The 12,249-nt window shown below is 70.0% G+C and carries 15 protein-coding genes; 10 read left to right on the forward strand and 5 right to left on the reverse strand.

The features are described from left to right. Positions 1-201 precede the first annotated feature (201 nt). From HYZ11_10630 to HYZ11_10655, 6 genes are all read left to right on the forward strand, one after another. Positions 202-879, forward strand: a complete 678-nt coding sequence (locus tag HYZ11_10630; protein ID MBI3128048.1) for a hypothetical protein — start codon at positions 202-204, stop codon at positions 877-879. Positions 880-906: 27 nt separating this feature from the next. Next, positions 907-1,491, forward strand: a complete 585-nt coding sequence (locus HYZ11_10635) for a hypothetical protein (GenBank protein ID MBI3128049.1) — start codon at positions 907-909, stop codon at positions 1,489-1,491. Between the two features lie 78 nt (positions 1,492-1,569). Next, a complete protein-coding gene (locus HYZ11_10640) occupies positions 1,570-1,776 on the forward strand; it encodes a type II toxin-antitoxin system HicB family antitoxin (GenBank protein ID MBI3128050.1) in 207 nt (68 codons plus the stop codon). Positions 1,777-1,886: 110 nt separating this feature from the next. Further along, positions 1,887-2,240 (forward strand): aspartyl protease family protein, encoded by a 354-nt coding sequence (locus HYZ11_10645; GenBank protein MBI3128051.1) that lies wholly within the window; start codon positions 1,887-1,889, stop codon positions 2,238-2,240. 114 nt (positions 2,241-2,354) lie between these two features. Beyond that, complete coding sequence (locus HYZ11_10650; protein ID MBI3128052.1) at positions 2,355-2,639, forward strand: DUF2442 domain-containing protein; 285 nt, start codon at positions 2,355-2,357, stop codon at positions 2,637-2,639. After that, entirely contained in the window at positions 2,632-2,892 is a 261-nt protein-coding gene (locus HYZ11_10655; protein ID MBI3128053.1) for a DUF4160 domain-containing protein, read from the forward strand. The genes HYZ11_10650 and HYZ11_10655 overlap by 8 nt, the downstream gene beginning before the upstream one ends. A 57-nt stretch (positions 2,893-2,949) precedes the next feature. Here the strand turns inward: HYZ11_10655 and HYZ11_10660 are convergent, their stop codons facing one another. Further along, positions 2,950-3,534 carry a TIGR00730 family Rossman fold protein gene (locus tag HYZ11_10660; GenBank protein ID MBI3128054.1) on the reverse strand — a complete coding sequence of 195 codons (585 nt, stop codon included), beginning with the start codon at positions 3,532-3,534 and terminating at the stop codon, positions 2,950-2,952. 128 nt (positions 3,535-3,662) lie between these two features. Here HYZ11_10660 and HYZ11_10665 point away from each other — a divergent pair, with 128 nt between their 5' ends. Continuing rightward, a complete protein-coding gene (locus HYZ11_10665) occupies positions 3,663-4,838 on the forward strand; it encodes a CoA transferase (GenBank protein MBI3128055.1) in 1,176 nt (391 codons plus the stop codon). A 287-nt stretch (positions 4,839-5,125) separates the two neighbouring features. Here the strand turns inward: HYZ11_10665 and HYZ11_10670 are convergent, their stop codons facing one another. Together HYZ11_10670 and HYZ11_10675 are read right to left on the reverse strand one after the other, a co-directional pair. Continuing rightward, the gene (locus HYZ11_10670) at positions 5,126-5,968 is read right to left on the reverse strand and encodes a DMT family transporter (GenBank protein MBI3128056.1); all 843 of its coding nucleotides are present in this window, start codon (positions 5,966-5,968) and stop codon (positions 5,126-5,128) included. A gap of 73 nt (positions 5,969-6,041) precedes the next feature. Then, the gene (locus tag HYZ11_10675) at positions 6,042-6,320 is read right to left on the reverse strand and encodes an HU family DNA-binding protein (GenBank protein MBI3128057.1); all 279 of its coding nucleotides are present in this window, start codon (positions 6,318-6,320) and stop codon (positions 6,042-6,044) included. A 126-nt stretch (positions 6,321-6,446) separates the two neighbouring features. Between HYZ11_10675 and HYZ11_10680 the strand changes: the two genes are divergently transcribed. The 3 genes from HYZ11_10680 to HYZ11_10690 all read left to right on the forward strand — a co-directional run bounded on the left by HYZ11_10680 (position 6,447) and on the right by HYZ11_10690 (position 9,141). Then, positions 6,447-6,896: an NUDIX hydrolase gene (locus HYZ11_10680; GenBank protein MBI3128058.1), complete on the forward strand. Its 450-nt coding sequence runs from the start codon at positions 6,447-6,449 to the stop codon at positions 6,894-6,896. Between the two features lie 330 nt (positions 6,897-7,226). Then, positions 7,227-8,075 carry a hypothetical protein gene (locus HYZ11_10685; protein ID MBI3128059.1) on the forward strand — a complete coding sequence of 283 codons (849 nt, stop codon included), beginning with the start codon at positions 7,227-7,229 and terminating at the stop codon, positions 8,073-8,075. Continuing rightward, positions 8,068-9,141, forward strand: coding sequence for an Ldh family oxidoreductase (locus HYZ11_10690; GenBank protein MBI3128060.1), 1,074 nt, complete (start codon positions 8,068-8,070; stop codon positions 9,139-9,141). Before HYZ11_10685 ends, HYZ11_10690 begins: the two co-directional genes overlap by 8 nt. A gap of 488 nt (positions 9,142-9,629) precedes the next feature. Here HYZ11_10690 and HYZ11_10695 read toward each other — a convergent pair whose 3' ends face one another. Both HYZ11_10695 and HYZ11_10700 read right to left on the reverse strand, forming a co-directional pair. Continuing rightward, positions 9,630-10,916, reverse strand: a complete 1,287-nt coding sequence (locus HYZ11_10695) for an HlyC/CorC family transporter (GenBank protein MBI3128061.1) — start codon at positions 10,914-10,916, stop codon at positions 9,630-9,632. Further along, positions 10,916-12,187: an HlyC/CorC family transporter gene (locus HYZ11_10700; GenBank protein MBI3128062.1), complete on the reverse strand. Its 1,272-nt coding sequence runs from the start codon at positions 12,185-12,187 to the stop codon at positions 10,916-10,918. The genes HYZ11_10695 and HYZ11_10700 overlap by 1 nt, the downstream gene beginning before the upstream one ends. Positions 12,188-12,249: the final 62 nt, after the last annotated feature.

Genomic DNA, 12,249 nt, shown 5'->3' on the forward strand with positions numbered 1-12,249 from the left:
CGGCGTATGGCCTGAAGGTTGATTGGCCGCATGACTCCGATTTCTCCCTCACCCCCGGCCCCTCTCCCAAGAGGAGAGGGGTGCGGTGTACGTGAAAGCATCACCTCTGACGAGACAAGTCACGCTCCCTCTCCCTCCGGGAGAGGGCTGGGGTGAGGGATTACTTCCGGGCTCGACTCCATCTCCAGGAGACCCACCGGCATGGCGGACGACCTCTCCACCTCCGCGCGGGACATCTTCCCCGAATATCCCGCCCTCCCCGGCATGTACGCCCGCGAGGTGGAGGGGCTCACCGAGGCCCAGCTCGGCCGCCGGCGCCCCGGGAAGAGCTGGGGCAAGTGGTCCATCCGGGAGCAGGTGAGCCACATGGCCTGCGTGAGCTACCGCTGGTTCCTCGGCAACTGGGGCCCCATCCTCTTCGGGGACCGCCCGCCCCGGGACATGCGCCTGGCGGACACGGGAGGCACCGACCGGATGATGGACCCCCGGCTCAACCTCGACCTGGCGGGCCTCCTCGCCGCCATCCGGGACGGCTGCGATCTCGCCTGGGAGATCCTCGGGAACGAGACCCTGGGCGGCATGCGGGAAAAAGTCTTCACCCGCCGCCTCCCCCCGGACGCCCCCGACTGGCCCTCCGGCGACAGCCCCCGGGCCTGGCTCGAGAACACCATGCTGAAGGCCCACCCGCGCGGGGTGTGGTTCGACGAGCGCGACCCCGCCCTCGTCCACTACGACCTCGAGTGCACCTTCCGGCACGTCCTTTGGGAGGGCCACGCCCACCTGCGCACCATCCAGGCCCACAAGCAGGAGGAGGGGCTCAAGATCGAAGTGCCGCTGGACATGAGCGTGGGGTATTTGAAGTGGCTGAGGTGGGAGTGAGGGGGCATACAGGAGGTTTTCAAAACCATGATCAACGCGTCATCGAGCAAGATACACTGGAACTACTTCATCGCGCTCGAACGCGATCTGGAGGTAGCCTCCCGGTACGTCGAATTCTGTCAGCAGAACTTCAACGTCTACTCAATTGAGTTCGCGCATCTACTTTTCGCGGCTGCATCCGAGGTTGATGTAGTAGCAAAGTTGCTTTGCCAGCGGCTCCAGCCGGATGCGCGCCGGCACAACATCGATGATTACAAGGCTGTCCTGCTGGCTGGATTTCCGAATCTTCCGGCGACCCAGGTATTCGTTCCTCGATACAGCCTTGACCTCAAACCATGGGACAACTGGGCGGGGCAAGATAATCCGCTGTGGTGGCGTAGCTACAACAATGTAAAACACGAGAGACAGAAGTATTTTGGCGAAGCAACATTTAAGAATGCCCTCAATGCGCTTGGCGCTCTCTTGATCCTCGTCTTCTACTATTACAGCTACGCCTTGGCGCCGCAGGGAAATCCACCGTTGTCGCCGAAGGACACGACACGGCAGTTGCAGCCGGAATCAACGCTGCTCCGGTTAGATGACGATTATTACTATTTCAACCTCATTGGCTGATGGTTTTTACAATGTTACGGATTACTCCCCTTGACGGTCCCGGATCGGCTGAAGCTCGTCCCGGGAGGAAAGGAAACGATGAAGTCGCACATCTTCAATGTCGTCATCGAGGAGGACCGCTTCGAGGACGGCCGGAAGGCCTACCACGCTTCCTGCCCCGCGCTGCGGGGATGCCACACCTGGGGCCACACGGCCGAGGAGGCCCTGGCCAACATCCGGGAGGCCGTGGAGCTTTACGTCGAGGACCTGCGCGAGGCCGGCGAGCCCATCCCTCTCACGCCATGACGGCTGTCTTCCGCCGCCCTTCCGGCGCAAATTTGACAGACTGTGGCACCGCCCCAATACTGGTCCGAGTTGGCGGGCTGTCTTCCCACTCCCGCGCGGGAGCGATGGAAATGGGCCTCGTGTTCGTCGAAGGCACGGTCTCCGGCCCGGCGGGGCGGCAGGCGGCCCTGCGGTTCCTGGTGGACGGCGGCGCGACCTATACGCTGCTTCCTCATGATGCCTGGCGCTCAATCGGACTCGCGCCGAAGCGCCCCATCCGGTGCACGCTGGCGGACGGCACGGCCATCGAGCGCCAGGTCTCGGAGTGCCACATCGCCCTGCCCCAAGGGGAGGGGCACACCCCGGTGATCCTCGGGGAGCCCGGCGACGAGGCCTTGCTCGGCACCGTGACGCTCGAAGTCCTCGGCCTCGTCCTCAACCCCTTCAACCGTACCCTCCAGCCCATGCGGATGCTGCTGGCATAACCGCAGCGGATGGCGGAGAAGCGGAGCGGCCGAGCTCATGCCGCTGGCCGCGCCGCATGAATTCCTTTCCGGCCGCCTTTGCTGGTAGCATTGGGAACGAGGAGGCACGGAGCCATGAGAAGGGTTTCCAAGGTCAGGACATTGCCAGGGTACCGCCTGGAGCTTGAATTCGACGACGGGGTGTCCGGAACGGCGGACCTCTCCGAGGCCGCCGGCAAGGGCGTGTTCGCCTATTGGCGCGAACCGGGCGCCTTCGGGCAGGTCCGCATCGGCCCGTCCGGCGAACTGGCCTGGGGCGAGCGGGTCGATCTGTGCCCCGACGCGCTCTACCTCAAGGTGACGGGCAAGAAACCGGAGGACCTTTTCCCCGCGCTGCGCGATCAGCCCCTCCGTGCCTGAGATCAGCCGGTTCTACGGCATCGTCATCAAGATGTTCTTCGACGACCACAACCCGCCGCACTTTCACGCGGAATACGGCGGCGGCCTCGCGCTGGTCGATATCCGCACGTTGGCCATGTTTTCGGGCAGATTGCCGCCCCGCGCGACAGGCCTTGTGATCGAGTGGGCGGCGCTCCATCAGCAGGAGCTGCTCGCCGACTGGGAGAGGGCACGCACGAGAGAGGAACTCCGGAAGATTCCGCCCTTGGAATAATGAGAACAGCCAAATCGGGAAGATGACCGGCAACGCCCCGGGGAAGCCGGTTGCCCCCTACGTCTCCTCGATGTCCCGCTGGTCGCTGACGTGGGGCGGGGGCGAGTAGTTCACGAGCGCCTCGAGGAGGGCGGCGGGGGTGGACTCGACCCGGAAGAGCTCGAGGTTCTCGGGCCGGACGAAGCCCTCCTCCGTGGCGTGGCGCAGGAAGGCGATGAGGCCGTCGAAGTAGCCCTCCACGTTCAGGAGGCCGATGGGCTTCTTATGGAAGCAGAGCTGGGCCCAGGTGAGGATCTCCATCGTCTCCTCGATGGTCCCCAGGCCGCCCGGCAGGGCGATGAAGCCGTCCGATAAATTCGCCATGACCGCCTTGCGGGCGTGCATGGACTTGACGATGCGCAGGCTGGTGAGCCCCTCGTGCGGGGGCTCGGCGCCCATCAGCCGGTCCGGGATGACCCCGATGACCTCGCCCCCGGCGGCGAGGGCGGCGTCCGCCAGCCCGCCCATCATGCCGTTCTGGCCGGCCCCGTAGACCACCCCGATGCCCTTGCCCGCCAAGAGCCCGCCCAGCAGGGCGGCGGCCTCCCGGTAGGCGGGGCGCTTGCCCGGCTTGGAGCCGGCGAAGACGCATATCCGCTTCAATCGGGTTCCTCCCGGCGGCGATCCGGCGAAGGCGGCGCGTTCCCGCCCGCTCCGCTCCCGGCTACAATACCGGAACGCACCGGAGTGGCGAAACGGAGGGAACACAGGAGACGCGGGAGGAGGATTCCGTGCCGGGGCCGCTCGACGGGGTGAGGGTGCTCGATCTGACCCGGCTGGTCTCGGGCGGGCTCTTCGGGATGCTCCTCGCCGACGCCGGGGCCGAGGTGGCGAAGGTGGAGGCCCCCGGCCGGGGGGACACCCTGCGCGCCTGGAGCCCGGCCTGGTGGAAGGTGTACGGGCGGGGGAAGAAGTCCCTCACCCTCGACCTCGGCCGCCCCGCCGGGCGGGAGGCGTTGCGCGCCCTGGCCGCGAAGGCCGACCTCCTGGCCGAGAACTTCTTCGCCGGGAAGCTCGAGTCCTGGGGCCTCGGGCCCGGGGCGCTCCTGGCGATCAACCCGCGCCTCGTCATCCTCCGCATCTCGGGCTGGGGGCAGGAGGGCCCCTACCGGGACCGCCCGGGCTTCGGCACCATGGTGGAGGGGATGAGCGGCTTCGCCTCGATGAACGGCTTCCCGGATTCGCCCCCCCTGCTGCCCCCTTTCCCCTTGGCCGACATGACGGCCGCCCTCTACGGGGTGGCCGCCGCCATGTTCGCGCTCTACCATCGGGACGCGCGCGGGGGCGGGGGACAGGTGATCGACCTGGCCCTGCACGAGCCCCTGTTCAGCATCCTGGGCCCCCTCGCGGCGGACTTCCTCCTGCACGGCAAGAAGCGCGCCCGCACCGGCAACCGTTCCCTCACCTCCGCCCCGCGCAACCTCTACCCCGCCCGGGACGGCCGCTGGATCGCCCTCGCCGCCTCCACCCAGCCCATGGCGGAGCGCCTCTTCCGCGCCATCGGGCGCGAGGACCTGATCGCGGACCCCCGCTTCGCGGACAACGCGGCCCGCGTCGCCCACGCCGGGGAGCTGGACGCCATCCTCGCCGGGGAGATCGCCCGGCGCACCTGCGCGGAGAACCTGGCCCGCTTCGAGGCGGGGGGCGTCACGGCGAGCCCCGTCTACGACATCGAGGACGTCCTGGCCGACCCCCACTTCCAGGCCCGCGAGCTCGTCCGCCACGTCCCGGACCCGGACTACGGCGCGGTCCCGATGCAGGGGGCCTTCCCCCGGATGTCCGGGACGCCCCTCGGCATCCGCTGGACCGGGCCCGCCCTCGGGGCCCACACCGGCGAGGTGCTCTCCTCCTGGCTCGGCTGGGACGCGGAGCGGGTGGAGGCGCTGCGGCGGGAGGGGGCGATTTAGAGATACGCGCGAAAGGCAATGTCCGCAGGGGCGATTTTTGTCATCGCCCGCCGTCACCAGTGAAGGGGGCGAACACAAGGTTCGCCCCTACAGATACGTTTGGACATTCGTCTGTAGGGGCGGGTTTGAAACCCGCCTGCAGACGGATCGTCAGCAGTGTTGGGTTTCCCCCTCCCCCCGGGAGGTCGGGCCCGCATGGGCCCGATGGGGGAGGGAATCGGTCAGGAAGACGTTCCCCCACCCCACCCTCCCCCGGAGGGGGAGGGAAAGGTATCGCCCGATCCCCCCTACCCCCGCGCGAAGAGCGCCACCGCCAGCGCCGCGAAGAGGACGCCCGCCGCCTTCCGCGGGGTGAGGCGCTCCCCCAGGAAGAGGACCGCCAGCAGCCCCGTCAGCACGAAGCTGAGCTGGGCGATGGGGGCGACCACCACGGCCTCCCCGTGGGTGAAGGCCACCGCGAGCGCGACGTAGCTCGAGGAGGTGAGCACCCCGCAGAGGAGGGGCAGCCAGAGCGGGGGCCCCCGCCGGGGGAGGGGGTCGCGCCGCCACAGGGCGAAGGGGACGGCGGCCAGGGTCACGCCCATCCCCTGGGCCGCGGTGATGGCGGCGGGCGGGGCGCCGTGGCGCAGGGCCAGCTTGTAGAAGAGCCCGATGAGGCCGAACAGGCACATGGCCGAGAGGGCGAGGAGGAGGGAGCGGCGGTCCCCCCCGGCGGCGGCCATCCCGCTCCCCCCGGCCAGGACGGCCAGGGCGGCGAGGGCGAGCGCCCCGCCCTTGGCCCAGGTGAAGCTCTCCCCCAGGAGGGCGACGGTCAGGGCCGCCGTCACGGCGAAGTTGAGCCGCACGATGGGGACGAGGGCCACCGCCTCCCCCCGGCGCATGGCCAGGAGCAGGAACAAGAAGGCGGTGAAGGCGAGGAGGCCGTTCCCCAGCCCGAAGAGGAGGCCGGGGGCCCAGGCGAGGTCCCCGCGCCACCCGGCGAGGGCCAGGGCGCTCGGGACATAGGCCGCGTTCTGGATGAGCATGAAGGGGGCCGCGCGGAGCTCCCAGCGCTGGCCCCACTTGTAGAGAAAGTCGCTCACCCCGAGGAGGCCGAGCGAGACGAGCGCGAAAAGCACCTCGGGCGGCACGGGCCCTCCGGGGGGAGCGCGGCCGGCGGGCCGCGCCCGCCACTTCCGGGGCGGCGGGAAGGGAGGCCGGACCTCAGGAGCCCGAGATGGAGCTCTTCAGTTCCTTGCCGGGGGTGAACTTCGGGACGGCCTTGGCCGAGATGTGAATCGTCTCGCCGGTCTTGGGGTTCCGCCCCGTGCGGGCCTTCGACTCGCGCACGGAGAAGGTGCCGAAGCCTGAAATCACGACCCGCTCCCGGGACTTAAGGGCGTCGGTGACCCGATCGAGCATGGCGTTGAACATTTGCTCGGCCTTCGCCCGGGGGATCTCCCCTGTCGCCGCCATCGCTGCAACGAGATCGCTCTTGGTCACGGTTTTTCTCCTTCGGGCAAGGGGTTGCCAATTTCAATTTTCAATAAATGCATAAAAATGATACGTTTGGCCGTTCTGGCCTGTCAATGCCCGATTTTACGGGATTTTTTCAGGGTGGGCCGCTTCGTGGGCCGCGAGTACCCGCTCCGCCCCATCGTGGGCGTCGGAGCCATAATTCTCAAAGAATCAGACGTTTTGGTGGTCCGGAGGGGGCGCCCCCCGCGCCAGGGGGAGTGGAGCGTGCCCGGGGGGGCGGTCAAGCTGGGGGAGACCCTGGAGGAAGCCCTGAGGCGAGAGATTCTCGAGGAGACGGGCCTGATCATCGAAATTCTCGGCCGCTGCGCCGTGATCGACCGGGTCACGCGCGACTCCTGGGAGCGCGTCCGTTACCATTATGTGATCGTCGATTTCGTCTGCCGCCCTCTCGGCGGGGAGCTCAAGGCCGGGAGCGACATCTCCGAGGCCATGTGGCACCCGCTGGCGGACCTCCCGAGCCTCGCCCCCATGACGCCGGGCACCGCCCAGATCATCCTCGACTCCGCCGAGCGCTTCCGGCGGGGCGCGCTGGCCGGCTGAGCGGCCGCCCGCCTTCATTCGCCCACAGAAGAAATCGATCCCATTGAATTGACGGCCGGAGCGGAGAAATGCGCTTGCGCCGCGCGGCAAAAACACGCCGCGGGGGAAGGGGTGAGGGAAGCCGCCCGGCTGTTGAATTCTCCCCCGCCCCGCCCCTCTCCCCCAAAGGGCCAGGGGGGAAAGATCCTCAACGAAGAACACCGCGAGATTGCAGGAGTCCCGATGCCGGCGCGTCGGCTTCCCCGTTTTTGACATTCCCCCGGCCCTTCGCGCAGAATCGCCGCGTTCCGCTGCCGATTTCTCCTCCCCACGAGCGCCGGGGCCACCGCGATGGACGCGAACGAGGACATCCTGCGCCGCCTCGAATCCCTCGGCCTGGGCGAGGGGGCCTACGCCCGCCTGAAGTCCCTGGTCGAGCTGATGGAGCAGGCGGCCGGGGGCGCCACGGGCGACCTCGCGGCCCAGGTCCAGCGCGCCGCCGAGAGCAGCCGGCTCAAGACCCTCTTCCTCCAGCTCGTGAGCCGGGAGCTGGGGGGGCCGTTCGGGGAGCTGCGAAAGCGGGTCGAGGAGATGGCGCAGGAGCCCGACCCCTGGAAGCTGCGGGAGGGGCTCAAGGAGCTCTCCGAGTCCCTCGACCGGCTGGGGGGCACGGTGCGGAACCTGATCGACACCTCCTCCATGGAGTCGGGCGCGGTGCGGCTCCGCCGGGAGGGGGTGGATCTCTCGATGATCGTGAGCGACCGCATCAGCCGCCGCCTCCGGCGGCTGCGGGGCTACCGCATCCAGCCCGAGCTGCCCCCGGGGGCGCTGCGCGCCCTGGCCGACCGCGAGCGCCTCACCCTCCTCATCGACGATCTCCTGGACACCGCCATCCACCTCTCCCCCGGGGGGGGCAACATCCTCGTGCGCCTCGCGCGCAAGGAGGACGAGATCGTCCTCTCCACCGAGTGCCGCTCGGCCCAGCTCCCCGAGAGCCGCCCGGCCTCCATCCTCGAGTGGCTGGAGGAGGACATCGAGGAGGCGGGGGCCTTGGTGGGCACCGGCCTCAGCCTCTACCGCGCCCACCTCACCGCGGGGATGCTGGGCGGCCGGATGGACGTGGCCTCCCTGGAGGAGGACGGAGGCGTCTCCTTCATCGTCCGCATCCCCTTCCTCGAGGAGCCGGCCGTCCGTGCCTGAGCGCCGCCGCGTCGCCGCCTCCGCCCTGGCCGACTTCGCCGCCCGGGCCATCCGCACCCTGGGCGCGCCCGGGGACATGGCGCGCACGGCGGCCGAGGTCCTGGCCGCCGCCGACCTGCGGGGCATCTTCAGCCACGGCGTGGCGGGGGGGACGGGCCTCATGGAGCTGGTCGAGCGCACGCGGGCCAAGGCCATCGACCCGGCCGCCCGGCCCGAGGTGAAGCGCCGGGAGGACCAGGCCGCCGCCTCGATGGACGGCCGGGGAGGCATGGGGCCCGTCGCCGCCATGCAGGCCGCCCACTTGGCGGGGGACCTGGCCGAGCGCTACGGGGTGGGCCGGGTGCACGTCCGCAACGCCAACCACTTCGGGGCCGCCTGCGTCTACGTCGAGGCCCTGGCCGCCCGGGGCCTCGCCGCCCGGGCCACCTGCACCTCGGGGGCCTGGCTCGTGCCCTACGGGGGGGAGCGCGTCCGCCTGGGCACCAATCCCATCGCCTGGGTGATGCCCCTCGGGGAGGGCGAGGAGCCCATCGTCATCGACATCGCCACCACCCAGCGGGCGGTGAGCCCGGCCATCCGCGCCGCCCGGGCGGGGGACCCCCTCCCGCCGGACTACATGGTGGACGAGCGCGGCGCCCCGCTCGAGGGCGTGGTCCCCTACGAGAGGCTCCTCAAGGGCTCGGTGCGCCCCCTGGGCGGGGAGCGCTTCGGCTACAAGGGCTCGGGCCTGAACATCCTGGTGGAGCTCGACAACGTGATGGGCGGGGGCTCGACGGAGCGCATCCCCAACATGCGCGAAACCCCGCACAGCCGGGTCTCCCAGACCTTCGAGGCCTGGCGGGTCGACGTGCTCTATCCCGAGGCCGAGGCCCGCCGCCGCCTGGCCGAGACGGTGGCCGACATCCGGCGCTACGGCGGCCCCGGGATGCTCATGCCGGGGGAGCGCGAGGCGCGTCACAAGGCCGACGCCCTCCGGAACGGAATCCCCTACGAGCCCTCCCAATGGGAGACCCTGCGCCGGCTGGGGGAGGAGACGGGGGTCGAGCCGCCGGGGCCGGTGGGATGAGGCGAGGGGACCGAACGCGCCCGTAGGGGCGAGGCATGCCTCGCCCCTGCAATCGCCTCGTCGGCGGATGTGTCTGTAGGGGCGACCCCCCGTGGCCGCCCCGCCAGGGCAGGCGCGGGGGCCTGCCCCTACGAGCGCCCGAGAGGGAAAGCCAGAACAGGTATCCGTAGGGGCGGTTCGCGAACCGCCCCTACATCATCCATAGCGAACACGTCCGTAGGGGCGAACCTCGTGTTCGCCCTCTGTCGTCATGGCGGGGACTCTGCGGCGCCCGTGACCATCTAGCCTCTCTCCTCCTCCCACCGGGAGGTCGGGCCCGCATGGGCCCGAGGGGGGAGGGAAACGCATCGGCGGAGGCCCTCTCCCCCACCCTACCCTCCCCCGGAGGGGGAGGGGAAAAGCATTGCGGCCAGTGCGCCTCCCTCCGTAGGTGCGCACGACCGCATACCACTCGGATTGTTTGATCGGGTGGGTGAACGCGCCGCCCCCTACGCCCGATCCTCGGGCCCGGGGGCGTTCGCGTCCTCAGGGACGGGCTCGAGCCGGACGCTCTCGATCTGGCGCTCGGTGGCGGCCTCGATGGTGAAGATCCAGCCCTCCACCACGATCTGCTCGCCCGCCTTGGGGATGCGGCCGAACCTCTCGAGGAGGAACCCCCCGAGGGTGTTGTAGTCGCCGTCGGGGACCGGGACGGAGAGCTCGTCGCGCACCGCCTCGATCTCCATCCGGGCGTCCACCATGTACTTCCGGTCGCCCACCCGGCGGAAGAGGCGCACCTCGTCCACGTCGTACTCGTCGCTGATCTCGCCGACGATCTCCTCGACCAGGTCCTCGACGGTCACCACGCCGACGCAGCCGCCGTACTCGTCCACCACGATGGCCAGCTTGTGCTTCTCCCGCTGGAGGTCGGCGAGGAGGTCGTCGGCGGGCTTCGAGTCGGGGACGTAGTACACCTCCCGCACGAGGCCGGGCTTCGAGAGGAGAGGCCCCGCCGCCTCGGGCCCCAGCGCCAGGATGTCGCGCGCGTACACCACGCCCACGATGTGGTTGATGTTCTCCCGGTAGACGGGGATGCGGGAGTGGCCGTCCTTCTCGATCCGCTCGATGGCGTCCTCGACCGTCCCCTGCTCGTCCACGGCCGAGACGTCCACCAGGGGCACCATCACGTCGTCCGCGCGCAGGTCGCCGAAGGAGAAGATGCGGCCGATCATCTTCCGCTCGACCGGGTGGACGTCCCCCTCGCTCGGCTCCTCGACGAGGGCCTCGAGCTCGCGGCGGGTGATGAAGGTGGAGCTCTCCTCGCGGGCGGTCTTCCCGCCGGTCACCAGGCCGATCAGCAGGCTGACCGCCCAGACGGCCGGGTAGGCCCCGACCCGCGCCGCCCAGACGATCGGTGCGATGCGGGGGGCGATGACGTCGGCGCGCTCCTGGAAATAGCTCTTCGGCATCACCTCGCCGAAGATCACCAGGAAGGGGATGACCACCAGGATCGAGAGCAGCTCGCCGTAGCGCGGGCCCGCGACCTGGATGGCCGCCAGGGTGGCGATCGAGACGTTCGTCACGAAGGAGGCGTTGTGCCAGGTGAGGATGGTGCCGTGGAGCCACTCGGGCCGGGCGAGAAGGTCGAGGGCGAGCCCGGCCCCGCGGTGGCCCTCGTCCGCCATCGCCCGCAGGCGGTTCCGGTTCGCCGAGACGATGGCGATCTCGGCCCCGGCGAAGAACGCCTCGAAGAGGAGCAGGACGAAGCCGGCGGCGAGGACGAGGGAGAGGGGCATCAGGCGCCCTCCTCCAGCCGCTTCGCCCGGATGCGGACGGCGCCGGTGGGCCGGGCCTCGACCACCATGAGCTCCACCCCTCCCCAGGCCACCCGCTCGCCGGCCCGGGGGATGCGGCCCAGCAGGGTGAACACCACGCCGCCCAGGGTCTGGGCCTCCGGGTGCCCGGGGACCTTCCAGCCGGTCGCGGCGGAGAAGTCCTCGAGGGTGGTGCGGGCGCGGCAGAGGTAGGCGTCCTCCGCCTCGGCCTGGATCCAGTCCTCCGTGGCCTGATCGAACTCGTCCTGGAGCTTCCCGAAGATCTCCTCCAGCAGGTCCTTCATCGTCACCAGGCCCTCCACTCCCCCAAACTCGTCCAGGACCACGGCGAGGTGGGTCCGCCGCTGGCGGAAGACACGGAAGAGGGCGTCGAGCTTCATGCCCGAGGGGACATAGATCGGCCGGCGGAGCATGGCAGGCGCGAGCCGCTCGCCGGGCCCGGAGGCGCGGCGGAGGTGCCGCAGGAAATCCTTGACGTAGAGGATGCCGATGATGTTGTCGCGGTCCCCGCCGTAGATGGGGATGCGGGAGTGAGGGGCGTTGCGGACGCGCTCCATCACCTCGGTCAGGGGCAGGTCCGCCTCCCAGCACACCATCTCGGTGCGGGGAATGGCCACCTCGCCGGCCGTCGAGTCGTGGAACTCGAAGACGTTCTGGATGTAGGTGCGCTCGGCGGCGTCGAGCGCGCCCCCGGCGTGGCCCGCCTCCACCCAGTCGAGGAACTCGCCCTCCATGAGGACGTTCCGCCGGACCCGGGGCGGGGCGCCCAGGAGCGTCAGCACCCGGTTCACGATCTGCAGCACGGCCCAGCGGAGAGGGGTGGCTATCCAGGAGAAGGCCGCGAGCGGGGGCGCCGCGAGGCGGGCCGCGGGCTCGGTGAAGCGCGACGCGAGGCACTTGGGGGTGATCTCGCCGGCGACCATCAGGATGGGCGTCATCAGGATGGGCGCGAGCCAGGAGCGCTCCGGGCCGAGCACGAGGACCAGCCCGCCCGCGAACAGGGCCGAGGCCGCGATGTTCACGATCTCGTTCCCGATGAGAATCGAGGTGATCAGGCGCCGGGGGCGGTCCAGGAGGTCGGCGACCAGGCGCCCCACCCCTCCCTCCTGGCGCATCGTCTGCACCCGGGGACGGGGGAGGGAGAACAGGGCCACCTCGCTGGCCGAGAAGACCGCCGAGAAGGCGAGGAGGAGGACGAACAGCAGGACGCGGAAGAGCAGCTCCCCTTCCATATCCCTACCCCCTCCCCGGGCGGCGCGGACGCTCCCCGCGCGGCCGGGGGGCGGCCGGACGG

Source organism: Candidatus Tectomicrobia bacterium (genome assembly GCA_016192135.1).
In the GTDB taxonomy this organism is placed as follows: domain Bacteria; phylum UBA8248; class UBA8248; order UBA8248; family UBA8248; genus 2-12-FULL-69-37.